Annotated in this window: 27 protein-coding genes; 22 read left to right on the top strand and 5 right to left on the bottom strand. The window is 40.9% G+C overall.

Annotated elements, in window-relative coordinates:
• Positions 1-27: 27 nt before the first annotated feature.
• The 4 genes from HB912_RS05445 to HB912_RS05430 form a co-directional block, all read right to left on the bottom strand.
• The gene (locus HB912_RS05445; protein WP_185372699.1) at positions 28-651 is read right to left on the bottom strand and encodes a pentapeptide repeat-containing protein; all 624 of its coding nucleotides are present in this window, start codon (positions 649-651) and stop codon (positions 28-30) included.
• Positions 652-713: 62 nt separating this feature from the next.
• Positions 714-1,094 carry a rhodanese-like domain-containing protein gene (locus tag HB912_RS05440; RefSeq protein WP_036073321.1) on the bottom strand — a complete coding sequence of 127 codons (381 nt, stop codon included), beginning with the start codon at positions 1,092-1,094 and terminating at the stop codon, positions 714-716.
• 44 nt (positions 1,095-1,138) lie between these two features.
• Positions 1,139-1,423 carry a hypothetical protein gene (locus tag HB912_RS05435; protein ID WP_244964418.1) on the bottom strand — a complete coding sequence of 95 codons (285 nt, stop codon included), beginning with the start codon at positions 1,421-1,423 and terminating at the stop codon, positions 1,139-1,141.
• Position 1,424: 1 nt separating this feature from the next.
• Positions 1,425-2,387 carry a DUF1385 domain-containing protein gene (locus tag HB912_RS05430; protein WP_185372697.1) on the bottom strand — a complete coding sequence of 321 codons (963 nt, stop codon included), beginning with the start codon at positions 2,385-2,387 and terminating at the stop codon, positions 1,425-1,427.
• 154 nt (positions 2,388-2,541) lie between these two features.
• Here HB912_RS05430 and HB912_RS05425 point away from each other — a divergent pair, with 154 nt between their 5' ends.
• From HB912_RS05425 to HB912_RS05325, 21 genes are all read left to right on the top strand, one after another.
• On the top strand, positions 2,542-3,603 hold the full coding sequence (locus HB912_RS05425; protein WP_185372695.1) for a M24 family metallopeptidase: 1,062 nt from the start codon (positions 2,542-2,544) through the stop codon (positions 3,601-3,603).
• 102 nt (positions 3,604-3,705) lie between these two features.
• Complete coding sequence (efp, locus tag HB912_RS05420) at positions 3,706-4,263, top strand: elongation factor P (RefSeq protein WP_185372693.1); 558 nt, start codon at positions 3,706-3,708, stop codon at positions 4,261-4,263.
• Between the two features lie 139 nt (positions 4,264-4,402).
• On the top strand, positions 4,403-4,882 hold the full coding sequence (accB, locus tag HB912_RS05415; RefSeq protein WP_185372692.1) for an acetyl-CoA carboxylase biotin carboxyl carrier protein: 480 nt from the start codon (positions 4,403-4,405) through the stop codon (positions 4,880-4,882).
• A 13-nt stretch (positions 4,883-4,895) separates the two neighbouring features.
• Complete coding sequence (gene accC, locus HB912_RS05410; RefSeq protein WP_185372691.1) at positions 4,896-6,260, top strand: acetyl-CoA carboxylase biotin carboxylase subunit; 1,365 nt, start codon at positions 4,896-4,898, stop codon at positions 6,258-6,260.
• Positions 6,261-6,262: 2 nt separating this feature from the next.
• Positions 6,263-6,670: an Asp23/Gls24 family envelope stress response protein gene (locus HB912_RS05405; protein ID WP_036073331.1), complete on the top strand. Its 408-nt coding sequence runs from the start codon at positions 6,263-6,265 to the stop codon at positions 6,668-6,670.
• Between the two features lie 31 nt (positions 6,671-6,701).
• Positions 6,702-7,085, top strand: coding sequence for a transcription antitermination factor NusB (nusB, locus tag HB912_RS05400; protein WP_185372690.1), 384 nt, complete (start codon positions 6,702-6,704; stop codon positions 7,083-7,085).
• Between the two features lie 108 nt (positions 7,086-7,193).
• Positions 7,194-8,051, top strand: coding sequence for a bifunctional methylenetetrahydrofolate dehydrogenase/methenyltetrahydrofolate cyclohydrolase FolD (folD, locus tag HB912_RS05395; RefSeq protein WP_185372689.1), 858 nt, complete (start codon positions 7,194-7,196; stop codon positions 8,049-8,051).
• Positions 8,052-8,063: 12 nt separating this feature from the next.
• Complete coding sequence (gene xseA / locus HB912_RS05390; protein WP_342354363.1) at positions 8,064-9,434, top strand: exodeoxyribonuclease VII large subunit; 1,371 nt, start codon at positions 8,064-8,066, stop codon at positions 9,432-9,434.
• Positions 9,406-9,636, top strand: a complete 231-nt coding sequence (gene xseB, locus HB912_RS05385; protein WP_036073338.1) for an exodeoxyribonuclease VII small subunit — start codon at positions 9,406-9,408, stop codon at positions 9,634-9,636. The genes xseA and xseB overlap by 29 nt, the downstream gene beginning before the upstream one ends.
• Before the next feature lie 5 nt (positions 9,637-9,641).
• The gene (locus HB912_RS05380; protein WP_280529507.1) at positions 9,642-10,517 is read left to right on the top strand and encodes a polyprenyl synthetase family protein; all 876 of its coding nucleotides are present in this window, start codon (positions 9,642-9,644) and stop codon (positions 10,515-10,517) included.
• Between the two features lie 167 nt (positions 10,518-10,684).
• A complete protein-coding gene (locus HB912_RS05375; RefSeq protein ID WP_036073340.1) occupies positions 10,685-10,885 on the top strand; it encodes a cold-shock protein in 201 nt (66 codons plus the stop codon).
• 203 nt (positions 10,886-11,088) lie between these two features.
• A complete protein-coding gene (gene dxs / locus HB912_RS05370) occupies positions 11,089-12,984 on the top strand; it encodes a 1-deoxy-D-xylulose-5-phosphate synthase (RefSeq protein ID WP_185372687.1) in 1,896 nt (631 codons plus the stop codon).
• A 4-nt stretch (positions 12,985-12,988) separates the two neighbouring features.
• Positions 12,989-13,825, top strand: coding sequence for a TlyA family RNA methyltransferase (locus HB912_RS05365; RefSeq protein ID WP_185372686.1), 837 nt, complete (start codon positions 12,989-12,991; stop codon positions 13,823-13,825).
• Between the two features lie 217 nt (positions 13,826-14,042).
• Positions 14,043-14,492, top strand: a complete 450-nt coding sequence (gene ahrC / locus HB912_RS05360; RefSeq protein WP_036073348.1) for a transcriptional regulator AhrC/ArgR — start codon at positions 14,043-14,045, stop codon at positions 14,490-14,492.
• Positions 14,493-14,509: 17 nt separating this feature from the next.
• A complete protein-coding gene (recN, locus tag HB912_RS05355; RefSeq protein WP_185372685.1) occupies positions 14,510-16,201 on the top strand; it encodes a DNA repair protein RecN in 1,692 nt (563 codons plus the stop codon).
• Between the two features lie 126 nt (positions 16,202-16,327).
• A complete protein-coding gene (locus HB912_RS05350) occupies positions 16,328-17,191 on the top strand; it encodes a phosphate acyltransferase (RefSeq protein ID WP_185372684.1) in 864 nt (287 codons plus the stop codon).
• Between the two features lie 168 nt (positions 17,192-17,359).
• Entirely contained in the window at positions 17,360-18,427 is a 1,068-nt protein-coding gene (gene buk, locus HB912_RS05345; protein WP_185372683.1) for a butyrate kinase, read from the top strand.
• 14 nt (positions 18,428-18,441) lie between these two features.
• On the top strand, positions 18,442-19,869 hold the full coding sequence (gene lpdA, locus HB912_RS05340) for a dihydrolipoyl dehydrogenase (protein ID WP_185372682.1): 1,428 nt from the start codon (positions 18,442-18,444) through the stop codon (positions 19,867-19,869).
• Between the two features lie 32 nt (positions 19,870-19,901).
• A complete protein-coding gene (locus HB912_RS05335; protein ID WP_185372681.1) occupies positions 19,902-20,900 on the top strand; it encodes a thiamine pyrophosphate-dependent dehydrogenase E1 component subunit alpha in 999 nt (332 codons plus the stop codon).
• A 3-nt stretch (positions 20,901-20,903) separates the two neighbouring features.
• Positions 20,904-21,887: an alpha-ketoacid dehydrogenase subunit beta gene (locus tag HB912_RS05330; protein ID WP_185372680.1), complete on the top strand. Its 984-nt coding sequence runs from the start codon at positions 20,904-20,906 to the stop codon at positions 21,885-21,887.
• Between the two features lie 17 nt (positions 21,888-21,904).
• Positions 21,905-23,197, top strand: coding sequence for a 2-oxo acid dehydrogenase subunit E2 (locus tag HB912_RS05325; RefSeq protein ID WP_185372679.1), 1,293 nt, complete (start codon positions 21,905-21,907; stop codon positions 23,195-23,197).
• Between the two features lie 140 nt (positions 23,198-23,337).
• Here the strand turns inward: HB912_RS05325 and prli42 are convergent, their stop codons facing one another.
• Complete coding sequence (gene prli42 / locus HB912_RS05320; protein ID WP_115752573.1) at positions 23,338-23,433, bottom strand: stressosome-associated protein Prli42; 96 nt, start codon at positions 23,431-23,433, stop codon at positions 23,338-23,340.
• Between the two features lie 120 nt (positions 23,434-23,553).
• Between prli42 and HB912_RS05315 the strand changes: the two genes are divergently transcribed.
• Positions 23,554-24,657 carry a M20/M25/M40 family metallo-hydrolase gene (locus HB912_RS05315; RefSeq protein WP_185372678.1) on the top strand — a complete coding sequence of 368 codons (1,104 nt, stop codon included), beginning with the start codon at positions 23,554-23,556 and terminating at the stop codon, positions 24,655-24,657.
• The last annotated feature ends 46 nt before the right edge of the window (positions 24,658-24,703 follow it).

Below are 24,703 nucleotides of genomic sequence, written 5' to 3'. Positions count from 1 at the left end.
AAAGCAAACATCGCTTTCGGGCTTTTTTTATTCTTCAATGATAATTCCAAGAATAGTTGACAGGCTGAGCGCTTGTTCACGATTCACTTTTAGCCCCTTTAAAGCAGGGACGGTTGCTGTTATTTTATTAAAAGTGGAATCTGTAAAATCGAGTCCTAGTAAAGAGGTATTGGCGAATAGACATTCCTCAAGATTGCAACGCGTGAACATAAATTGTTTGAATTCTGTACTATCAAACTCAGCACCACTTAGGTCACAGTCGGTAAAGGCGACTGACTTGAAACGACTAAAATTAAAACCAGCTAAGTTCAGTCGGCAGTTTTGAAACGTAACATTTTGGAACATTGTTTCAGAAAAGTCAATGCCTGTCAGTTTACAGTCGGAAAAAGTGACACGGTGGACAGAGCTCGAATAAAGGGCAAGGTTTGATAAATCACTTTTCTCAAAAGAAACATCGCTTAGTTCAATTCGTGGATAGAAACGATTTTCAAAATAAGTGTTTTGAAAACGAGAATGGTCAATCATATAATGCTCCTCTTCTGCAAGAGGGAAGGCGCCTGAAAAGGCAATTTGGCTAAAAAAAGGATCATCATAAGTGAGGAGAGATTGTTCCGTCAATAATTCTGGAATTTTTGGTGCTGTAATTTTCATGGCAAATTTCCTCCTAGAAATAAATAAGTCGTCCCTTTTTTGAGGGTACGACTTATTAAAAATTATTTGGCTTTTGTTTTTCCAGTCCATTTACTATAGCCGCGCTTTAACTGATAAATGTCTCTGTAGCCACGTTTGTAGAGCATGATTGCTGCACGATTGCTGCGCTGAGCAGATTGGCAGTACAAATAAATTGGCTGATCTTTGCGAATTTCTGACGTACGCTGTTTAAGCTGCGTAACGGGGATATTACGCGCGCCAAGGATATGGCCACCGTCAAATTCATTCGGTTCGCGAACATCAATCAGTTGCGCTTTACGATACCCGTTTTTAAATTCTTCTTCTGTCAATACCGTACGCGCTTTTTTACGCATTACAAATTGATAAACTTCATAAATGAATAAAATCAGCAAGATCGCGATTGCTAAAATCCAACTACCCAAAATTCTAAACTCCTTTCCTAAAAAAGCATCATAACTATTATACCTTATTTTTTACCACCATCAATGACTTTGAAGGAAGATTTTTTCTTTTTTTTGACTGGTTTGGACTTTGCTTCTCGAATGGCTTTAGATTGCTTTACAGCTCGCTTGTAAGCGGAATCTGTTTCTTTGCGCTCTGTTCCTCGGTTGATAAAATAAAACAAAGTGGCAAAAATACCTGCCGAAAGTATTAACCAAAACAAAGTGGTCCATTTTCCAGTCAAAAGACCAACCACACATAAAAGCAAGATTATAACAAGAACGGCGAGTGAACTTTTTTTCATCTTCATCTCACTCCGCCAGTTCCAAGTCGGAAACGTCATTTTGAACCGGTACGCCTTCTTTTTCCACACGAAGTAATTCGCTAAATGAAGCGATAGCAACTTCAACTTGATCGTCTGCAGGTTCTTTTGTTGTGAGGAGTTGAAGCCAGAGTCCAGGATAGCCAAGAAAGCGCAAGACCGGGATATTTCGACATTTATTGGTGAGCTGCAAGACTTCAAAAGATACCCCGAGAACTACAGGGATAAGCAAGATTCGGTCTAGAATTCGTAACCAAAGTGGATCGGTTGGAACTAAGAAGTAGATAAACATACCAACTACGACTGTGAACAAAATAAAACTGCTACCGCATCGATAATGAAGGCGTGACTGTTTCTGGACATTTTCTACAGTTAATGGAAGTCCATTTTCAAAACAGTTAATCACTTTATGCTCGGAACCGTGATACTGGAAAACGCGCTTGATAATAGGGGTTTGCGAAACTGCGAAAATATAACCTAATAATAAAAGGAGCTTAAAAAAACTTTCTAGTAAAACTTGTCCAGTGTCACTCGGAACGAGAAAACGGAAAAACTGGGCTAGAAATACAGGGATGAGCGTCATAATAAATTTGGCGAAAATAAATGAAAGGACCCCAATGACAGCAACGCCCAACCACATGGCAAGTTTGGATTCTTTCTTTGCGACTTGCTGATTTTCTGCTGGATCATTTGGATCCTCTTCATAGCGATCCGTTGCAAAGGTTAAATGTTTCGACCCAATTGCACTTGATTCGACTAAAGCAACGATACCGCGAAGAAAGGGAATCCGTTTTAATTTCATTACCCAAAGTGGGCTATTTTTTTCAAGATAAAAATAATCAAATGAACCGTCTATTCGTCTTATGGCAGTGACCGTTTGTTTTTTGCCGCCAAACATGACACCTTCAACAACAGCTTGACCACCATAAATCGGTTTTGGAGTTTGTTTCATGTATTCACCAGCCTTCAAGAATTCTAAAGTATTATTATAGCACTTTCTATTTTGACAAGCTAGAAACGGAGCGGGTTTCGGCGCAAAATCATATTACCAAGCGAATTTTTATGCTACAATAACAGAAGAATGAGAAAGCTAGGGAGGAAAGAAAATGGATAAACTGTCGAAAATTCAAGGTTCACTTCAAAAGGCGAATTACCAAGCGGTTCTTGTAACGAGCGAATATAATCGTCGCTATGTATCTGGATTCACTGGTACAAGTGGAGTCGCACTTCTTTTACCGGATAAGGCATATTTTATTACAGATTTTAGATATACAGAACAAGCTGCGAAACAAGCGGTTGGTTATGAAATTGTCAAACATACGGGGCCTATTTTTGAAACGGTGAATGAGCTCCTTAAGAAAAATGGAGTGACAACGCTTCACTTTGAAGAAAGCTATGTAACGGTTGCAGAGTTTAAATTAATGCAACAAACTTTTCAAGCAGAACTTGCGCCCATTCAAGGCTTTTTCGAAACGATGCGTGAAGTGAAAACAGAAGCTGAGATGAAGGAAATCCGCACGGCTTGTGAAATTGCGGATGCAGCGTTTAGTCATATTATTAAATATATGAAAGTTGGTATGAAAGAAATAGAAGTTTCCAATGAATTAGAATTTTTCATGAGACGAAATGGAGCCACTTCTTCTTCTTTCGATACAATCGTTGCAAGTGGACTTCGTTCGGCGCTTCCACATGGAGTGGCTTCAGATAAAGTAATTGAAGAAGGCGACTTTGTAACGATGGACTATGGCTGCTACTATAATGGGTACTGTTCGGATATGACGCGTACGGTAGCGATGGGAGAACCGGATTCTAAACTTAAAGAAATCTATCAAATCACACTGGATGCGCAGTTGAAAGTTATTGAAGCTTTAAAACCAGGAATTACGGGGATTGAAGCAGATAAAATTGCACGGGATCACATTGCTTCATTTGGCTACGGAGAAGCGTTTGGACACTCACTTGGACACGGAATTGGCCTTGAAATTCATGAAGGACCGAACCTTTCAATGAAAAGTGAGAAAGCGCTTGTCCCTGGAAATGTAGTCACTGATGAACCTGGAATTTATTTGCCTGAAATTGGTGGCGTTCGGATCGAAGACGATCTTTTGATTACGGAAACAGGAAATGAAGTTCTTATTCACTCACCTAAGGAACTAATTGTCTTATAAAGTTTTCTTTGTAAGTTTAACGGTTTTATGGTTAAATAAGATAGGATATAGTTTACGAAACTTGGATTCCAAGATCTTGGCTTATTAACAGGAGGAAAAAAGATGATTTCAGTAAATGATTTTAAAACGGGGCTTACGATCGAAGTCGATGGCGGTATTTGGCGCGTTATGGACTTTCAACACGTAAAACCGGGTAAGGGCGCTGCGTTTGTTCGCTCGAAACTCCGCAATCTTCGTACTGGAGCAATTCAAGAAAAAACATTTCGTGGTGGCGAGAAAGTCGGAAAAGCGCAAATCGATAACCGTAAAATGCAATATTTATACGCAGATGGCGACAATCATGTTTTCATGGATAATGAAAATTATGAACAAATTGAATTGCCAAGTTCGCAAATTGAATATGAACTTAAATTTTTGAAAGAAAATATGGAAATCAACGTGATTATGTATCAAGGTGAAACAATTGGCGTAGATCTTCCAAACACGGTTGAGTTAAAAGTTGTAGAAACAGAACCAGGTATTAAAGGAGACACTTCTTCTGGAGGTTCAAAACCAGCTACACTTGAAACTGGTCTTGTTGTGCAAGTGCCGTTCTTCGTAAATGAAGGGGATATGCTTGTGATCAATACGACAGAAGGAACTTACGTTTCCCGAGCTTAATTTTTCCTTGAGCACTTGCTTTTTTGCAAGTGCTTTTTTGATGAAATTCAGGCGGAGTAATACTTTTTCAACATGAAATATGATACAATGTTGATGGTATTATATAATCTATATAGAGGATTAAGGAGTGTAGAATGAAATGCTATCATTTGATGAAATTAAACAGCTGATTCAGCTGATTGATGAGTCCAATTTGGATGAGCTTAAACTAGAAGTTGACGATACAAAAATTCATTTACAAAAAAATAGCGGGGCAGTAGCTGTTGTTCCGCAAAAACAAAGTCCTGTTGTTGTTCCAGCAGTAGAAACAGCAAGTCCTGTTAGTGAAGTCGCAAGCCCTGCACAATCAAGTGCAGCAGAGAAAGTAACTGAAGAGGACCTTGAAGTGATCACTTCTCCAATGGTCGGGACTTTCTATGCGGCTGGTAGCCCAGATGATGCGCCTTATGTGCAAGTGGGTTCTAAAGTTTCAGCAAGTACGGTTGTCTGCGTTGTAGAGGCGATGAAACTTTTCAATGATATTACAGCAGATGTAAGCGGAGAAATTGCAGAAATTCTTGTTTCAAACGGAGAGTTAGTTGAATATGGTCAACCGCTCTTTAAAGTAAGAAAACAGTAAGGAGTTCTTCGATATGATTAAAAAAGTTTTAGTGGCAAACCGTGGTGAAATTGCTGTTCGAATTATCCGTGCGGCAAAAGAACTCGGAATCGAAACGGTAGCGATTTATTCAGAACCGGATCGCGATGCTTTACATAGTCAGCTTGCGGATGAAGCTTACTGCGTTGGGCCCGCGGCGTCTAAAGATAGTTACTTAAATATGTCGAATATTATTAGTGTCGCTGTTTTAACGAATTGTGATGCTATGCATCCCGGTTATGGTTTCTTAGCTGAAAATGCAGATTTTGCAGATCTTTGTTCGGATTGTAATATTACTTTTATCGGTCCAAGTGCGGAAGCCATTTCGCAGATGGGAACAAAAGATGTTGCGCGTGAAACAATGCGTAAAGCTGGAGTCCCTGTTGTTCCAGGTTCACATGGAATCGTTTCGGATGCCGAAGAAGGTAAGAAAATTGCCTCAAAAATCGGCTATCCAGTGATCATTAAAGCTACAGCAGGTGGCGGCGGGAAAGGCATCCGGATTGCAGAAGATGAAGAAAAGTTAGTCAGTGGCATTCAAACTACACAGCAAGAAGCGGAAGCGGCATTTGGAGATCCAGGTGTTTATATCGAAAAATATATCGAAGATTTCCGCCATGTTGAAATCCAAGTGATGGCAGATAATCACGGGAATGTTATCCATTTAGGCGAACGAGACTGCTCGATACAGCGACGCTTGCAAAAGCTTATTGAAGAAAGCCCGTCTCCTGCTCTTGACGAAAAAATGCGTCAGAAAATGGGGAAAGCGGCAGTGAAAGCGGCGAAAGCAGTGCGCTACTCAGGAGCTGGAACGATTGAGTTTATTTACGAACCTAAACAAAAATCGTTTTACTTTATGGAAATGAATACCCGAATTCAAGTGGAACATCCGGTAACAGAACTTGTTACAGGGGTAGATCTTGTGAAAGAACAATTTCTTGTGGCTTCTGGGGAAGAGCTTTCTGTTAAGCAACAAGACATTAAGATGAATGGCTGGGCGATGGAATGTCGAATTAATGCTGAAAATCCTGCACGGAATTTCATGCCTGCCCCGGGCGAAATCACTTTTTATTTGCCACCAGGTGGAAATGGCGTTCGAATTGATTCAGCGGCTTATCCGAACTATAAAATACCGCCTTTCTATGATTCAATGATCGCAAAATTGATTTGTCATGCGGATACTCGGGAAGAAGTGATTGCTAAAATGGAACGGGCTTTAAGCGAATTTGCAATTGATGGGATTCCATCAACGATTCCTTTCCATTTAAATGTTTTAGAAACAGACGCATTCCGTTCGGGAGACTTTAATACGAAGTTTCTTGAACAACATGACGTTATGAATAAAAGCGAGGAGGAGTAATCATGGCCTATACAAGAGATCTTAGAAAAGGGCAAGATGAACCCCTTGGTAAAATTGAAATCGCTCCAGAGGTTATTGGAGTTATTGCTGGACTTGCTGCAAGTGAAGTCGAACAAGTCGCTTCCATGCAAGGTGGATTTGCTACTGAAATGCGAGAGCGTTTTGGTGGAGCGGTGAATTATCGTAAGGGCGTAAAAATTGATCTCGTAGATGATGGTATTTTGGTTGATCTCTATTGTACGGTTTTGTTTGGTGCAAGTATTCCGCTTGTAGCTGAAAATGTCCAAGATGCTGTTCGCAGTGCGATCTTTAATATGACAGGGCTCAATGTTCTTGAAGTTAATGTTCATGTTGTAGGCGTTCAGTTTGAAAAGACGGAACCGTTTTCTCTCGATGATTTAACCTTCTAAGCAAGTTTTGAAAGAGAAAAGGAGTACGAAAATGAAAAGAAGAGAAGCACGCGAACGCGCACTTCAAGCTTTGTTTCAGATGGAGCTAAATGAAATGACTGCTGAACAAGCCATTGAAAACGTCATGGATGAGGAAGAAGAGGCTTATGTTGAGAAGTTGGTTTTTGGAGTGACCGAGCATAAACAAGCGCTCGATGAAAAAATTACGGCACATTTGGATAATTGGAAGTTAGATCGCTTGAATAAAGTCGATTTGTCGATTTTGCGAGTGGGAGCATTTGAAATGTTGTTTTTAGACGATGTACCCGATCGCGTGAGTTTAAATGAATCAATTGAAATTGCTAAGGTGTATAGCGACGAAAAAGCTAGCAAGTTTATTAATGGTGTACTGGCAAATATTGCGAAAAACGATTAATGGTTTGACTGTAAGCGGGGGAAGCGAAAGAAAGTGAAGGAGAAATTCTTCCTTCTTTTGCGTGTCTTCGTCTTACTTCATCATAAGTTTTTAAGGGGGCAATTTGAAATGGCACAAGTAATTGACGGAAAGAAATTAGCAAAAGAGATTCAGGAAAGCGTAACAAAAGAAGTAAGCGAACTCGTTAAAAAAGGAAAGCAACCCGGTCTTGCGGTTGTGCTTGTTGGTGATAATCAGGCATCCCGTACATATGTTAGAAATAAGCAAAAACGGACAGAAGAAGCTGGAATGAAGTCCGTTTTAATCGAGCTACCAGAAGAGGTTAGTGAAGCAGAATTGCTTCAGCAAGTGGAAGATTTAAATCAAGATGATTCGATTCACGGGATTCTCGTACAACTGCCACTCCCAAAACATATTTCAGAAGATAAAGTCATTGATGCAATTAGCCAAGAAAAAGATGTTGATGGTTTCCATCCTTTAAATGTTGGGAATTTGTTTATTGGAAAAGAAACACTCGTTCCTTGTACACCAGCAGGGATCATTGAGTTAATTAAATCAACGGGCGAATCAATCGAAGGTAAACGCGCAGTTGTGATCGGTAGAAGTAATATTGTTGGAAAGCCTGTGGCTCAACTTTTACTTCAAGAAAATGCGACTGTTACGATTGCACATAGTCGAACAAAAGATTTGCCGGCAGTTGCGAGCGAAGCTGATATTTTAGTTGTTGCGACTGGACGGGCAAAATTTGTTAAAAAGAATTTTGTGAAACCGGGTGCGATTGTGATTGATGTTGGAATGGATCGCGATGAAAATAACAAGCTTTGCGGTGATGTAGATTATGAAGATGTATTTGAACAAGCTGGATTTATTACACCTGTTCCAGGTGGAGTTGGTCCGATGACGATTACGATGCTTCTAAAAAATACACTAACCGCTGCAAAAAAATTATTTGCCAAACAAGGCTAGACGGAAGTGATGATTTTGCAAGAAAAGTACTTAACAGTTGAGGCACTAACCAAATATATTGAGCGTAAGTTTGAAGTGGATCCATATTTAAAACAAGTTTTTGTCAAGGGAGAAATTTCAAATTTAAAAATGCCAGCAAGTGGTCATCTTTATTTTACATTGAAAGATGAAGCCGCGATGATTCGTGTCGTGATGTTTGCAAAATCTGTCCAAAAATTAAACTTTAAGCCTGAAGATGGCATGAATATTCTTTTAACTGGACGAATTTCTGTCTTTACTAAAACAGGAAGGTATCAATTTTATGCTGAAGGCATGGAGCCTGATGGAATCGGCGCTCTTTATGTGCAATTTGAACAGTTAAAAGCGAAATTGGAAAAGGAAGGACTTTTTGATGCGAGGCATAAAAAAGTGCTTCCTTCTTTCCCTTCTAAAATTGCTGTTGTTACGAGTCGGACAGGTGCGGCTGTTCGGGATATCCTTACAACGATTCACAGACGAATGCCAAGCGTTGAAGTCCTTGTTTACCCAACGCTTGTACAAGGGGAAGGTTCGGCTCAGAAAGTGGCGCAAAATATTGCGAGAATCAACCAGCGCAATGATATTGATTTGATGATTATTGGCCGTGGTGGTGGCTCACTCGAAGAGTTGTGGGCGTTTAATGAAGAAGTGGTAGTTCGCTCCGTTTACGACTCTGATGTTCCGGTTATTTCAGCCGTGGGGCATGAAACAGACTTCTCCCTTTCAGATTTTGCGGCCGATGTGAGGGCAGCAACTCCAACGGCGGCGGCTGAACTTGCTGTGCCGCATGCGGCGGACTTATTAGAAAGGCTAAGTGAGCGGAAATATCGACTCACTCATTCGCTTAATTTAATATTTGAACGTAGACAAGCTGATCTCCTTGCTCTGAAAGAAAAGCTTCAGTTTTACGGGCCTAGACGCTTACTTGAAAATCAAATAGAGCGTCTCGATTTTGACCGTTTAAAGCTAGAACAAGCGATGAAGCAACAACTTGAACGCAAACAGTTTCAATTTGAACGAGTAAGTGGGAGACTAAAAAGTCACTCGCCAGTTTATGAGCTAAGAAAAAGCGAGCAAACGCTAAATGAGCTTACAAGACGGCTCCAAACGGCAGCGGCTGTCACTGTTAAGGATAAGCGGCATCAGTTTGTGAGACAAATAGAAGCGCTTGAATATTTAAACCCGTTGTCTTTGCTTAAAAGAGGATTTGGACTTACTTATAAGGAAAATACGCTCGTTAAGCATATTGACGAAATTGAGTTAGGTGACGAGGTTTCTGTTCGAATATATGGCGGAAAATTTCAAGCAAATGTAACAGCAAAGGAGGAAATGGAAATTGGCAACGAAAAAGGAGCAGACATTTGAAGAAGCCTTAAAAGAGCTAGAAGAAATTGTTGTAGCGCTTGAAAGTGGAACTGCAACGCTCGAAGAATCGCTCAATATGTACCAGCGTGGTATTGAATTATCGAAGCTTTGTGAAACGAAACTGAAAACGGCGGAAGATAAAATGGCTAAAGTTGTTGATGAAGAAGGAAACGAGGCGCCTTTAGATGTGGAAGGGGAATGAACTAGTTGGAGTTTCAAGAATTTCAAAAGCATTACAAATGGCTAACTGAAAAGCGCTTAGAAGAAGCTATCGATTCCCGTATTGAGCCCCACTTAAAGGAAGCGATGCTCTATTCTTTGATGGCTGGAGGAAAACGAATTCGTCCACTTTTAGTTTTTGCGACGGTAGAAGCGCTTGGAAAAGACGTAGAACTTGCGCTTCCTGCTGCTAGTGCACTGGAAATGATTCACACATATAGCTTGATTCACGATGATTTGCCGGCAATGGACAATGATGATTTGCGACGTGGCAAGCCAACAAGTCATAAAGTTTTTGGTGAGGCGACAGCAATTCTTACGGGTGATGCTCTTTTGACGCTTGCTTTTTCAGAGATTGCAAATGCAACTGAGCTAGACGAAGTTAAACGGCTAAAAATTATTCAGGACCTGGCGAAGCAAGCCGGTGCACTTGGCATGGTTGGGGGACAACAAGCAGATATTTTAGGCGAGAAACAAGAGCTTTCCCTTGAACAGTTAGCATCCATTCATAGCCGGAAGACGGGGGCGCTTCTTTGTTCGGCAGTTTTTGCAGGAAGTATCGTGGGAGACGCAACGGAAAATGAGCGTATTAAATTGCAGGAGTTTGCTCGAAATATCGGGATTGCTTTTCAAATTTGTGACGATATTTTAGATGTTACAGGAGAAACTGATGTGTTAGGTAAGGAAGCTGGAACGGATGTATTACTCGAAAAAAGTACCTATCCAAGTTTACTTACGCTAGAAGGTGCGAAAGAAGCACTAGAAGAACGTTACTTAGCAGCAGTTGAATCCCTTTCAGGTTTTGATTCTCGGAAAACTAGACTGCTTGAAATTGCAAATTGGATTGTAAGGCGCAACTATTGACGTTTGATTCAGTCGAGTCATTTGCTTTTCTGGATAAAGCATGTTATTCTTAAATGGCATTATTTTTGTGGGTAAAGATTCGATAGTTGAAACAACTTTTCCGTCTCGTGCCTTAAGCAAGAATAGTACAAATAAAGTGTGCACTGAGCACGAGGAGGAAATTTAAGATGGAACAAGGTACAGTTAAATGGTTTAACGCAGAAAAAGGATTTGGATTTATCGAACGTGAAGGTGGAGATGATGTATTCGTACATTTCACTGCTATTCAAGGCGACGGATTCAAAACTCTTGAAGAAGGTCAAGCAGTGACTTTCGATATCGAAGAAGGTTCGCGTGGACCACAAGCAGCGAACGTTAACAAAGCGTAAGCTTAATCGTATAATTTGAAAGACAATCCTGTTCATGCAGGGTTGTCTTTTTTTGTTTGTAAAGAATTATTGGATTTTCTTGGTGGAAAAGCTTTAGAAATGATATAATGGTTGAAGTAAATAAGGAAAGAGCGAGAAAAGCCCTGTTTTTTGGGCGTTTTTTCTTACGATGATTAATTTGGAGCGAAAGTGAGTGGTTTGGATTGGATCTTTTAAAAATTAAGGATCCTGCCTTTTTGAAGAAGATGACAATTCCAGAAATGGAAGAGCTTTCGGCAGAAATACGTAAATTTTTAATCGAATCGACTTCTGTTACGGGTGGTCATATTGGACCGAATCTTGGAGTTGTTGAACTAACGATTGCTTTACATCATTCTTTTTCAAGCCCACGGGATAAATTTATTTTTGATGTTGGGCATCAGTCATATGTTCATAAAATACTGACAGGCAGGGCAGACCGTTTCGATACACTTCGCCAGCATGGCGGACTGGACGGTTTTCCGAAAAGAAAAGAATCACCGCATGATGTCTTTGAAACAGGACACAGTTCGACTTCGCTTTCAGCAGCGGCGGGAATGGCGATTGCGCGTGATATTAAACATGAAGATTATCACGTACTCCCAATTATCGGAGATGGTGCGTTAACGGGTGGGATGGCCCTTGAAGCGCTTAATCACATTGGCGATATGGGAAAAGAAGTGATTGTGATTTTAAATGATAATAATATGTCGATTGCGCCAAATGTTGGCGCCATGCATAATATGCTTGGAAAGTTGCGAACATCAGGCAAGTTTAAACGTGCCAAAAAGGATGTAGAACGGGCGATGAAACGCATTCCGCAAGCTGGTGAACATATTGCAAATGCTGCGGAGCGAATTAAAGATAGTATCAAATATTTGCTTGTTCAAGGAACCTTTTTTGAGGAAATGGGCTTTACCTACCTTGGTCCTGTGAATGGGCATGATTATCAGGACTTGATTACAAACTTTGAGTTTTCTAAAAAAGTAAAAGGACCAACTTTGATTCATGTTGTGACGAAAAAAGGGAAAGGCTATGCCCCAGCTGAAACGGATACAAGTGGCGCTTGGCATGGGACTGGTCCTTACAAAATTGAAACTGGTGATTTTATTAAGCCAGCGCTTACGGCACCTTCTTGGAGTGAAGTGATCAGCGATACCATTTTAGAGCTTGCAAAAGAAGATGAGCGGATTGTTGCGATTACACCAGCGATGCCAGTTGGTTCTAAACTTGAAAAATTTGCAGCGACGTTTCCTGATCGCTTTTTCGATGTCGGGATTGCTGAACAGCATGCTGTAACACTCGCTGCTGGTATTGCGGCAGATGGTCTCAAACCATTTTTGGCGATTTATTCGACCTTCCTGCAAAGAGGGTATGATCAAGTCATCCATGATGTGGCACGTCAAAATTTAAGTGTTTTGATCGGGATTGACCGAGCAGGACTTGTTGGTGGAGACGGTGAAACACATCAAGGAGTGTTTGATATTGCTTTCTTGCGGAGCATCCCCAATATGGTGATTGCGATGCCAAAAGATGAAAATGAGGCTTATCATTTGATTCAAACGGCACACGCATTTTCTGGGCCTTTTGCGTTACGCTATCCGCGAGGTTCCGGATCTGGTGTGACAATTGAAAAGGATAAAGCAACACTTCCCATTGGCAACTGGGAAACGCTTGTTGAACCGATAAATGCAGTTATTTTAACTTTTGGAACAACGATTGATATGGCACTAGCGGCGGCTGAAGAATTAAATAAACGTGGCCTTGGTGTAGGAGTTGTGAACGCGCGCTTTATAAAACCGCTGGACGAAGGCTTACTTCAAACTTTCTTAGAGCGAAAGCTTGCTATTTTAACGGTTGAAGAGGCCGTTCTTGCAGGAGGCTTTGGTAGTAGTGTTCTCGAATTTGCTGAAGAGCAAGGACATTTTAACTCGCTGATTCACCGTATCGGGTTGCCAGACGCTTTTATCAGCCATGGCTCTGTAGATTTGTTGCTGAAAGAAAATGGGATTTCGCAGGACGCGATTGAACGGAAATTGCTAGAAATGCTCGCGTATTTCGGAAAGCTAGAGGCGAACTAAGAAAATGAATGTAAAAAAAGAACGCGCAGATGTACTGCTTGTGGAACAAGGGCTATTTGAAACGCGAGAAAAAGCGAAACGGGCTATTATGGCTGGAATTGTGTACCGTACGGATACGCGCGTAGATAAGCCAGGAGAGAAAATTCCTATAGATAGTGAGCTTCGAATTAAAGGGGAAACGATTCCTTATGTCAGTCGTGGTGGATTAAAACTTGAAAAAGCCTTAAAAGTTTTTGATTTTAACGTCAAGGATAAATTGATGCTTGATATTGGAGCGTCAACGGGTGGTTTTACGGATTGTGCTCTTCAAAATGGAGCTAAACATTCTTATGCGCTAGATGTTGGTTATAACCAGCTCGCTTGGAAACTCCGGAGCGACGACCGTGTGACAGTCATGGAACGAACAAATTTCCGGCATGTAACGCAAGCAGATTTTGAAGAAGGACTTGCGGAATTTGCAACGATTGACGTTTCTTTTATTTCGCTTCAACTGATTTTGCCGGTGCTTCGGACTGTGCTTGTCTCAGGTGGAGATGTCATGACTTTAATTAAACCACAGTTTGAAGCTGGAAAAGAGCAAGTTGGTAAAAAAGGCATTATCCGAGATCCAAAGGTTCATGCGGCGGTTGTAAATGAAATTTTGACTTTCTCCCAAAAAATCGGCTATACGATTCGTGGCTTAGATTACTCACCAATAACTGGTGGAGAGGGCAATATTGAATTCATTGCTCACTTAACTTGGACGGGAAATGAAAAGGAGCCAGGAGAGTATTTGCTTGCCGCAGATGCAGTTGATGAAGTTGTGAAAACGGCTCACTTTGAACTAGATAAAAAGAAATAGTGAATGAACACCACAGTAAAAAGTGGTGTTCATTTTTTGCTAGAAAGATAAAAATGGTTTTTAGATGTAATCTTTTAAGCGCTATTTTTGATTTTCATGTATAAAGATGAATAAAATCTCTTTGTTTATTTAAAAAGCTATTAACGTTAAATTCGTGACTTTATGCGTTTTTTTAGATAAGATGGAGATAGAAAAAATTTCGTGAGGTGAAAAAATTATGAATAAAGGGCATCGTCATATTATTATTCGTGAACTCGTTACTTCAAATGAGATCGACACGCAAGAAGAACTCGTTGATTTACTTCAAGAACGTGGAGTGAAAGTTACGCAAGCTACGATTTCGCGTGACATTAAAGAACTCCATCTGGTTAAAGTGCCAACGCAAAATGGAACTTATAAATATAGCTTACCTGCTGATAATAAGTTTAATCCGCAGCAAAAGTTAAAACGAGCTTTAGTAGATTGCTTTATTAGTGTAGATACTGTGCAATTTATTTTGATCTTAAAAGTGATGCCGGGAAACGGAAATGCGATTGGTGCTCTGCTTGATAATTTGAACTGGCCAGAAAAGGCTGGTACGCTTTGCGGAGATGACACGTGTCTTATTATCTGCCGTTCAGATGCAGAAGCAAAAAGAGTGGCAGAACGATTAGTCGAAATGCTTTAATGGAAGGTGATAAAGGGATGTTACAAGAATTAACCATTCATAATTTTGCGATCATCGAGTCCCTCTCCCTTTCTTTTGAGGAAGGGATGACCGTTTTAACTGGGGAGACAGGAGCTGGGAAGTCCATTATCATTGATGCGCTTGGTCTTTTAGTCGGTGGAAGAGGGTCGAGTCAATTTATTCGACATGGTGAAGATAAACTCTCACTTGAAGGGTTGTTCCATCTTCCAAGTGAAAATCGACCGTTAGAGGACTTGCTTTCTGAAAGTGGTATTGATTTTTCTGACGGGATGGTTGTACTTGAACGGACAGTTTTTAAATCTGGGAAGAACGTTTGTCGTGTTAATGGAAAGTTAGTTACAACAGGTTTGCTCCGCGATGTTGGTGCAAAATTATTGGATATTCATACACAACATGAGCATCAAGAACTTATGCAAGATGAATTTCATTTAAGCTTGCTTGATCGCTTTGCAAGTCAAACACTTTCTAAGCCTATTCAGACCTACAAAGCAACTTTTGCCAAGTATAAACAAGCTGAAAGAGAATTCCACCACTTTACTCAAAATGAACGTGAGCTTGCTCAACGCCTTGATATGTTGCGCTTTCAAGAGCAAGAAATTACTGCTGCGAATCTTGAAAGTGGTGAAGAAGAACGATTAACTGAACAAAAAAATCGTTTAGTCAATTTCGAAAAGCTTTCAGAAAGTTTAAGTGCGGCTTATAATGCTTTAACCGGAGAACCAGGAGGACTAACGTTTACCGGGGAAGCGATGCGCGAACTGGAAGTAGCGAGTTCCGTTACGAATGACTATCGTGCACTTGGGGAAAACGTCGCTTCGAGTTTTTATCAACTTGAAGATGCCGTTTCAGAAATTCGTCAAGCGCTTGATCAGTTAGAGTTTCAGCCAGATGAACTGAATGAAATTGAAAATCGTTTGGCTGAACTAAGTCAGTTGAAACGCAAATATGGGAAAACGATTGATGATATTATTCGTTATTATGAAGAAATACAACTCGAAATTGATCAACTTGAAAATAGTGAACAAAGCGTTGGAAAACTAGAAGAAAAAGTAGAAGAATGGAAGTTGAAAACAAAAGAGCAAGCAGAAGTATTAACTGAAATTCGCCATAAAGCTGCTAGGAAATTAGAAAAGCAAATTAAACAAGAGTTAAATCAATTGTATATGGAAAAAGCCATTTTCGAAGTGCATTTTGTAAAGATGGCAGAATTTCAGGAAACTGGACAGGACGAAGTCATATTTTATATTTCAACGAATCCTGGGGAGCCAGCAAAACCGCTATCAAAAGTTGCCTCTGGCGGTGAACTTTCGCGTATGATGCTCGCGCTTAAGACGATTTTTTCTAGACATCAAGGGATTACATCGATTATTTTTGATGAAGTTGATACTGGGGTGAGTGGACGGGTTGCTCAGGCGATTGCAGAAAAAATTTATGCGGTTTCAGTGGGGTCTCAGGTACTTTGTATTTCTCACTTACCGCAAGTAGCAGCAATGGCAGACCATCATTTTTATATAACAAAACAAGTCCAAAACGATCGGACGAATACTCGTGTGGAAAAAATTACAGGCGAGGAGAAAGTGCTTGAAATTGGTCGAATGATCGCCGGAACAGAGGTTACTAAACTTGCTAAGCAACATGCGGAAGAAATGATTGAGCAAGCAAACGCCATCAAGAAAAACAATGAATAAAACAAAACGGCTTGCATATGGAAGAGTTTTTGTTTAAAATGAAAGGGTGGTTTTTATCACCAGGTCATAAAAACAGATGCTAATTCCAAACAAGCCTTTTTTGTGTATCTACCAAAAGGGGGAAGGATGTTGGAAAAAGAGTCGGTTTTAAAAACTAGTTTTGCGAAAAAACGAATTTATGCAGTGGCGGGGGCTAGCGATCCTGTAATTAAGCAAACGGTTGATTTGGCACTGCAAAATGACTTGGGAGAATTTCTTTTATTCGGACCTGGAGAACTTGACTATGATGAACAAAAAGTGAAGGTTTTTAAAGCTCACTCAGACGAAGAAGCAGCTAAACTTGCTGTTCATGCAGTTCGAACTGGAAAAGCAGATGTGCTTGTGAAGGGGTTTGTACCAACAGCGACTGTTCTTCGTGCTGTACTTGCAAAAGAAACTGGACTTCGAACGGATAAGCTATTGTCACAAATCGCGATGTTTGAACTGCCTAACTATCCAAAACCACTTTTTATCACAGACTGTGCGATGAATATTGCGCCAACGCTTGAAGAAAAAAAGCAAATTACGCTGAATGCGATTGAAGCCGTTCGTAAATTTGGAGTTTCTTCACCTAAAGTCGTTTTTTTAAGTGCCGTTGAACAAGTGACTGAAAAAATGCCTTCTACTGTCGATGCCGCTGAACTTGTTAAATTTGTGAAGGAAACCTATCCGGAAATCGAAGCTGCGGGGCCACTTGCTTTTGATGCTGCGATTTCGAAGGAAGCTGCGTTACATAAAGGCATTGAAAATGTTGCAGCAGGAGATGCAGATATCATCATTGTCCCGAACATCGAAACAGGAAATGCCCTTTATAAGTCTCTCGTTTACTTTGGAAACGCTCATGTTGCGAGTTCTGTAATCGGTGCTAAAGCGCCAGTTGTCATTTCTTCACGAAGTGATTCTGCTGAAAATAAATTGTTATCCTTTTTGTTAACTGGCAGAATGGTCTGAATATGTTAAACAAATGTGAATAAAGCGTTTTCTTTAATTTAGAAGCAAAGCCTTTTTTTCTTCTAAATCCCCATGTTACAATAGTGCTGAATAGACTGACAACATCAATCAAATTTCACAAATTCGATTGATTCTGAAGATTCACCTGAAAAACAAAGGGGGTATAACATGAGCCACACAGTTTTAGCGATCAATCCTGGTTCAACGTCAACCAAGATGGCGGTTTATGATGGAAAAGAACTTCGGTTTGAGGAGGAAATGCGTCACTCATATGAAGAGTTAAAACACTTTGACAGTATCCTAGAACAACTGGAGTTTCGTAAAAGTAAGATTCTTGAACGGCTTGCAGCTCGAGATTTTTATCTGGAAGAGTTAGATGCCGTTGTTGGTCGAGGCGGCTTGCTTAGACCGTTAAAGGGAGGTACTTATGAAGTAAACGACCAGATGGTGAAAGATTTACAGATTGGTGTATCTGGTCAGCATGCCAGTAATTTAGGTGGATTAATAGCAAGAGAGTTAAGTGAGCCTCTTGGCAAAAAAGCTTATATTGTTGATCCTGTCGTGGTGGATGAACTAATCCCTGTAGCACGAATCTCTGGTCATAAAGATTATGAGCGCATTAGTATTTTCCATGCTTTGAATCATAAAGCAACTGCTCGTAAAGTAGCACGAGCACTTTCGAAAAGTTATGAGGAAAGTCGTTTTGTTATTGCTCACCTTGGTGGTGGAATTTCTGTTGCTGCTCACATGAACGGTGAAGCCATTGATGTTAATAATGCTCTTGGTGGTGAAGGGCCATTTAGCCCAGAACGTTCTGGGACACTTCCGTTATCAACCTTTCTTGATGCTTGCTTTAGAGAAGGCGCTACAAAAGAAAGGTTAGAAAAACAATTGATTGGGGAAGGCGGTATGGTCTCCTATTTTGGGACGAATAACATGCTTGAAATTGAAGAGCGCATTGAGGCTCATGACGAAGAAGCAGAACTTGTTTTTAAAGCGATGGCGTATCAAGTCGCCAAAGAAATTTCAGCAGTCGCTGTTCATTTCAAAGGGAATCTAGATGCTATCATTTTAACTGGTGGTCTTGCGAAGAGCACGAGGTTTACGCAGCAAGTTTCAGAACTTGTTTCTTGGATTGAAAAAGTGATTATTTCGCCCGGAGAAGATGAGTTATTCGCATTAAATGAAGGGGCTCAGCGGGTTCTTGCAAAAGAAGAAAAAGCGAAAGAATATTAAAAGGAGGAACAAGAATGGCAAAAGAATATGATGTTGTCGTTTTAGGCGGCGGAACCGGAGGATATGTAGCAGCAATTGAGGCAGCTAAAAAAGGCCTTAGTGTGGCTGTTGTTGAGAAAGATCGTCTAGGCGGAACTTGTTTGCACCGTGGATGTATTCCGAGCAAGGCGCTACTTCGGTCGGCTGAAGTTTTTCAAACTGTGAAAAGAGCAGAAGAGTTTGGTGTTGCAGTGGAAGGAAGTTCATCTGTTAATTTTCTTAAAGCAATTGAACGCAAAAACCAAATTGTAGATCAGCTAACAAATGGAATTCATCAATTGTTTAAAAAAGGTAAAATCGATCTTTATGAAGGGACTGGAACAATTCTTGGGCCATCGATCTTTTCACCGACTGCTGGAACGATTTCGATTGAATTTAATGATGGCTCTGAAAATGAAATGATCATTCCAAAAAACTTGATTATTGCAACGGGATCGAGACCTCGTTCTTTAAAAGGGCTTGAACTGGATGAAAAAGATGTCTTTTCCTCTGACGGGGCCTTGCAAATGGAGGAACTGCCTAAATCAATTTTGATTGTTGGAGGCGGGGTTATTGGCATGGAATGGGCGTCAATGCTACATGATTTCGGTGTGGATGTGACGGTGCTTGAATACGCAGACCGGATCGTGCCAACAGAAGATCAAGAAATTTCGAAAGAGCTCACCCGACTCTTTAAGAAAAAGAAAATTAAGATGGTGACAAGTGCCGAGGTTCAACCAGATTCACTTGTCAAACAAGTTGGTTCAGTTACAATTAATGCAATTGTAAAAGGTGAAACGCAAAGCTTTACAGCTGAAAAGATGCTTGTTTCAGTTGGTCGAGCTGCAAATGTGGAAAATATCGGATTAGAAAATACAGATGTGGTCGTGGATCGTGGCTTTATTCAAGTTAACGAACGCTTCCAAACGAAAGAAAGTCACATGTTCGCAATTGGGGACTGCATTCCGACTTTGCAACTTGCACATGTTGCCATGCATGAAGGAATAATTGCAGCAAGCTATATTGCTGGCGAAGCAGTAGAAGAACTGGATTATGACCTTGTACCACGTTGTATTTATACTTCCCCTGAAATCGCGAGTGTTGGTATTAGTGAAGAAACTGCTAAAGAGCGTGGATACGAAGTGAAAAAAGGGAAATTTTTCTTCCGCGGAATCGGAAAGGCGCTCGTATTCGGGGAATCGGATGGTTTTATTAAAGTTATTGCAGATAAAAAGACAGATGATTTGTTAGGCGTTTCAATGATCGGTCCACATGTGACTGACATGATCAGCGAAGCGGCGCTTGCACAAGTGTTAAATGCTACACCTTGGGAAATTGGAGAGACGATTCACCCGCATCCAACGCTTTCAGAGGCGTTCGGGGAAGCAGCGCTTGCTGTTGATGGCAATCAAATTCATGGCTAAAAATGATGTTGGAAAGTATAGGAGGAACGATAATGGCTTTAAAAGATACAGGGTTGTCAAAAGAAAAGTTACATGAAATGTTTCGAACAACTTTACTTGCAAGAAGACTAGACGAACGAATTTGGCTTTTAAATCGTTCGGGGAAAATCCCTTTTACGATTTCTGGACAAGGACAAGAAATTGCTCAGATTGGTGCGGCTTACGCATTTGACTTAGATAAGGATTATTGTCTTCCTTATTACCGAGATCTGGCAGTGGTTCTTGCTTTTGGAATGACTGCACGCGATATTATGCTTTCTGCTTTTGCCAAAGCGGAAGATCCAAATTCAGGGGGTCGCCAAATGCCCTCTCACTTTGGACAAAAGAAAAATCGGATTGTAACGCAAAGTTCACCGGTTACAACGCAGTTCCCGCATGCAGCTGGAATTGGTTTAGCGGCTCAGATGGCTGGCGATGATATTGTTGCTTACACATCAACGGGAGAAGGCTCCTCAAACCAAGGAGATTTTCATGAAGGGATCAACTTCGCGAGTGTTCATAAATTACCTGTTGTTTATGTGATCCACAATAATAAATATGCGATTAGTGTTCCAGCTGAAAAACAATATGCTGCGGAAAAATTGTCAGATCGTGCGCTTGGTTATGGAATGCCTGGTGTTCGTGTGGATGGGAACAATATGACGGAAGTCTATCTTGCTTTTAAAGAAGCAGCAGACCGGGCAAGAAAAGGAGAAGGTCCAACTCTTATTGAAACGATTTCTTACCGGTTTACTCCGCACTCCTCAGATGATGATGATCGCTCTTACCGTTCGCGTGAAGAAGTAGAAAATGCTAAAGCAAGTGATCCGTTAACGATTTTTAAAAATGAACTACTTGAAGAAGGCTTTTTAACGGAAGCAGATGTGGAAGCACTTGAAAAAGAAATCGCAAAAGAAGTGAATGAAGCGACTGAGTATGCTGAAAATGCACCTTACTCGGAACCTGAATCAGCACTTCGTTTTGTGTATGAAGAACGTACGGGGGAGGAATAAAGGATGCCAGTCATTTCATATATTGATGCTATTACAATGGCGCTTCGCGAAGAAATGGAACGCGATGAAAAAGTGTTTATTTTGGGAGAAGACGTCGGGAAAAAAGGCGGCGTATTTAAAGCAACTGCTGGCTTGTATGATCAGTTTGGTGAAAAACGCGTCATTGATACACCACTAGCTGAATCTGCGATCGCAGGTGTTGGAATCGGCGCCGCTATGTACGGCTACCGTCCAGTTGCCGAAATGCAGTTTGCAGATTTCATCATGCCAGCTGTGAACCAAATTATTTCTGAAGCGGCACGGATTCGCTATCGGTCGAATAATGATTGGAGTGTTCCAATGGTTATCCGCGCCCCGTTTGGCGGCGGTGTCCACGGTGCGCTTTATCACTCCCAGTCAGTTGAAAAAGTCTTTTTCGGTCAACCTGGGCTTAAGATTGTAATTCCTTCGAATCCGTATGATGCAAAAGGATTATTAAAAGCGGCGATTCGTGATAATGATCCGGTTTTATTCTTCGAACATAAACGGGCTTACCGCTTGTTAAAAGGTGAAGTTCCGGAAACGGATTACACGGTGCCGATTGGGAAGGCAAACGTTGTCCGTGAAGGAAGTGACATCACCGTGATTACTTATGGACTTGCGGTTGAGTTTGCTCAGCAGGCTGCGGAAAGACTTGCTAGCGATGGCTACGAAGCCCATATCCTTGATTTGCGGACGATTTATCCGCTTGATGAGGAAGCTATTATTGAAGCGGCTAAAAAGACTGGAAAGGTGTTACTTGTTACAGAGGACAACCTGCAAGGAAGTATTATCGGGGAAGTTTCTGCGATTATTGCGGAACATTGTTTGTTTGATTTAGATGCGCCGATTATGCGATTAGCAGGACCGGATTCTCCTGCGATGCCGTTTTCACCGACCATGGAGAAATTCTTCATGATCAATCCGGATAAAGTACTGGAAAAAATGCGTGAACTAGCTGAATTCTAATGAAGGAGTGAACGAATGTGGCGATTATGGAAATCACGATGCCAAAGCTCGGTGAGAGTGTAACGGAAGGAACGATTAGTTCTTGGTTAGTAGAACCGGGACAAAAAGTTGAAAAATATGATGCAATTGCAGAAGTGCTCACGGATAAAGTAACAGCAGAAGTGCCTTCTTCATATTCTGGAACGATTAAGGAACTGATTGCAAAAGAAGATGAAACGCTTGAAGTTGGAGCGGTTATCTGCACGATTGAAACAGAAGAAGCAGGTGAAACGCAGGATGCTGCCTCTACGGAAGAAAAAGCGCCTACAAAGGAAGTAGAATCTGCTCAGGCTAGCCAAAGTAGTGGAGGAAACATTCAGCAAGCGAAAGCAAATGCGCCATCTGGTGCTCGTCTTTCTCCCGCAGTTTTACGTCTTTCTGCTGAACATGGCGTTGATTTAAATCAGGTGGAAGGTAGCGGAAAAGGTGGCCGAATCACACGAAAAGACATTTTACAGTTTGTAGAAAGTGGTGGGGCAAGTTCAAAAGTAGCTCAATCTGAAACGCCAGCTGTGACATCTTCTTCGCCTAAGCAAGAAAAAGAGGCTGTTCAAATTCCGAAAGCCGCAAATGGCGACCGAGAAATACCGGTTAGTGGAGTTCGTAAAGCGATTGCAAAACATATGGTCGAAAGCAAACACGAAATTCCTCACGCTTGGATGATGACAGAAGCCGATGCGACGAGTCTTGTACGGTACAGAAATAGCTTAAAAGATAAATTTAAGCAAGAGGAAGGATTTAGCTTAACGTATTTTGCTTTCTTTATCAAAGCAGTTGCGCAAACGCTGAAAGAATTCCCTACATTAAACAGCACTTGGGCAACTGATAAAATCATTGAACATAAAGATGTGAATATCTCGATTGCAATTGCAGCAAATGACTTGCTTTATGTACCAGTCATTAAAAATGCAGATGAAAAATCCATCAAGGGGATTGCTCGTGAAATTAGTGAGCTTGCGGCTAAGGCAAGAAACAATAAATTAACGCAAGAAGATATGTCGGGTGGAACCTTCACTGTAAATAGTACGGGTTCATTCGGATCTGTTCAGTCAATGGGGATTATCAATCATCCACAAGCAGCAATCTTGCAAGTAGAATCTATTGTGAAGCGGCCGGTTGTGATTAACGACATGATTGCAATTCGTGATATGGTCAACTTGTGCTTGTCGATTGATCATCGTATTTTAGATGGTCTTATGGCTGGAAGATTCTTACAAGCAATCAAGAAAAAAGTCGAAGAAATTTCGAAAGACAATACGCCGATTTACTAACAATGTTTGAAACACTTGGTTTGGGGGTACTAAACTTACATCTAGAATTTATACCCCTAAACTCCCTAGCTATTTTTGGGTAGTACCCACTGGGTGCTGCTCTTTTTTTATAATAAAAAAAGCCGAACTCGTTCGGCTTTTTAAAGAACCATGAGCACACCTGTTAAAACACTTGATAGCACAATGGCGATGAGCATCAAGATGACAACAAAGCGGACAACTTTTTTATTTGACATAGGACGTATGTGGCTCCTCTCTCGAAAACTTTTCTATTAGTATGATTCTAACAATTTTTGCTCAGTTCTTCAAGAAGGAAATGACTTTTATAGAGAGCTGAAAAAGAAAGAAGGCTTACCATGGCAATTTCGGATGTACATTCCTATTTTGAAACCATCGCGCGTATTTATTCTCCTTCTGGTGAAGAAGATGCGCTAATTCAGTACCTCGAAGCGGAGCTAAGTCGACAAGAGGTTCCGCTGATTTATAATGGCGCTGGGGGGCTAATTGCTCAAATTCCTGCAACAAGTGAGGAATATCCAGCCCTTTTTTTCGTGGCGCATTTGGATACAGCTTCGAATGGAAGTGAACCGGAAGTAATTCTTGAAGAAGGGATTTATAAAGCGAAAACGGGTTTTTTAGGAGCGGATGACAAAGCTGGAGTTGCTGCTCTTCTTGCTGTTATTGCTACTCTAAAGGAAATGGAGATACCGCATGGCACTCTTGAATTTATTTTTACTACGAAAGAGGAAAGTGGCTTACAGGGCGTGAAGATGCTTGAATTAAATCGCCTTTCTGCAAGATATGGTTTTTGTCTCGATGCCCCCGGGGAAGTAGGATCGTTCCAGCGACTTTCGGATACTCGAGCACGAATGGATTTCCGAGTGGTACAACGCTTTTTGACGAGTAATGTTTCGGGAATCAATGTGGCACGGACCATTTTACATCATATTAAGCAGCTCAAATTACCTGCCAAGTTTCATTTGGAAATGACCCGCTTTGAAGGAGAATGCAGTGAAGAGGGAGAAGAAGCTGTTCAGGTGGAGCTTGAACTAACTGGCTGTTTTCTGCTTGAGGAGTTGCTTCTTGAAATGGAAAATGTGAAACTTGCGTTTACTCAAGCAGAGCAAAAATATGGCGTGAAGGTTCGATCAGATTTGCATGTCATATATCCTGGATTTGAAATAAAAGAGACTCATCCAAGTGTGAAACTCGCTAAAAGAGCACTTAAGAAGCAATCCTTAACTGGAACAGAAGTGCGATTTGCTGGTGGTTCAGATGCCAATATTTTGAATGACCGCGGATTTGAGACGCTACTTCTTTCTGTCGGCTATGAAAAGGCGCATTCGGAAAATGAACAAATTACACAAGACTCACTCCTTGTTTTAACTCAGTTTATCTTGGATTTAGTAGTTTCAAGTAGGGGGATGGAAGTCGTTACTGCTTTTTCAAAAAATGAGTGAGCGAAGAAGATTCATTTGCTCGTAACGCTCGATTTTGGTATAGTTA

Source organism: Listeria aquatica (assembly GCF_014223975.1).
In the GTDB taxonomy this organism is placed as follows: Bacteria; Bacillota; Bacilli; order Lactobacillales; family Listeriaceae; genus Listeria; species Listeria aquatica.
This window is presented reverse-complemented; position numbering and strand designations above follow the sequence as displayed.

Coding starts and splice junctions, on each gene's coding strand:
- HB912_RS05445 (WP_185372699.1), bottom strand. CDS start 651: ATGAAAATTACAGCACCAAAAATTCCAGAATTATTGACGGAACAATCT.
- HB912_RS05435 (WP_244964418.1), bottom strand. CDS start 1,423: ATGAAGATGAAAAAAAGTTCACTCGCCGTTCTTGTTATAATCTTGCTT.
- HB912_RS05430 (WP_185372697.1), bottom strand. CDS start 2,387: ATGAAACAAACTCCAAAACCGATTTATGGTGGTCAAGCTGTTGTTGAA.
- HB912_RS05425 (WP_185372695.1), top strand. CDS start 2,542: ATGGATAAACTGTCGAAAATTCAAGGTTCACTTCAAAAGGCGAATTAC.
- efp (WP_185372693.1), top strand. CDS start 3,706: ATGATTTCAGTAAATGATTTTAAAACGGGGCTTACGATCGAAGTCGAT.
- accB (WP_185372692.1), top strand. CDS start 4,403: ATGCTATCATTTGATGAAATTAAACAGCTGATTCAGCTGATTGATGAG.
- accC (WP_185372691.1), top strand. CDS start 4,896: ATGATTAAAAAAGTTTTAGTGGCAAACCGTGGTGAAATTGCTGTTCGA.
- HB912_RS05405 (WP_036073331.1), top strand. CDS start 6,263: ATGGCCTATACAAGAGATCTTAGAAAAGGGCAAGATGAACCCCTTGGT.
- nusB (WP_185372690.1), top strand. CDS start 6,702: ATGAAAAGAAGAGAAGCACGCGAACGCGCACTTCAAGCTTTGTTTCAG.
- folD (WP_185372689.1), top strand. CDS start 7,194: ATGGCACAAGTAATTGACGGAAAGAAATTAGCAAAAGAGATTCAGGAA.
- HB912_RS05375 (WP_036073340.1), top strand. CDS start 10,685: ATGGAACAAGGTACAGTTAAATGGTTTAACGCAGAAAAAGGATTTGGA.
- HB912_RS05365 (WP_185372686.1), top strand. CDS start 12,989: ATGAATGTAAAAAAAGAACGCGCAGATGTACTGCTTGTGGAACAAGGG.
- ahrC (WP_036073348.1), top strand. CDS start 14,043: ATGAATAAAGGGCATCGTCATATTATTATTCGTGAACTCGTTACTTCA.
- recN (WP_185372685.1), top strand. CDS start 14,510: ATGTTACAAGAATTAACCATTCATAATTTTGCGATCATCGAGTCCCTC.
- HB912_RS05350 (WP_185372684.1), top strand. CDS start 16,328: ATGTTGGAAAAAGAGTCGGTTTTAAAAACTAGTTTTGCGAAAAAACGA.
- buk (WP_185372683.1), top strand. CDS start 17,360: ATGAGCCACACAGTTTTAGCGATCAATCCTGGTTCAACGTCAACCAAG.
- lpdA (WP_185372682.1), top strand. CDS start 18,442: ATGGCAAAAGAATATGATGTTGTCGTTTTAGGCGGCGGAACCGGAGGA.
- HB912_RS05335 (WP_185372681.1), top strand. CDS start 19,902: ATGGCTTTAAAAGATACAGGGTTGTCAAAAGAAAAGTTACATGAAATG.
- HB912_RS05330 (WP_185372680.1), top strand. CDS start 20,904: ATGCCAGTCATTTCATATATTGATGCTATTACAATGGCGCTTCGCGAA.
- prli42 (WP_115752573.1), bottom strand. CDS start 23,433: ATGTCAAATAAAAAAGTTGTCCGCTTTGTTGTCATCTTGATGCTCATC.
- HB912_RS05315 (WP_185372678.1), top strand. CDS start 23,554: ATGGCAATTTCGGATGTACATTCCTATTTTGAAACCATCGCGCGTATT.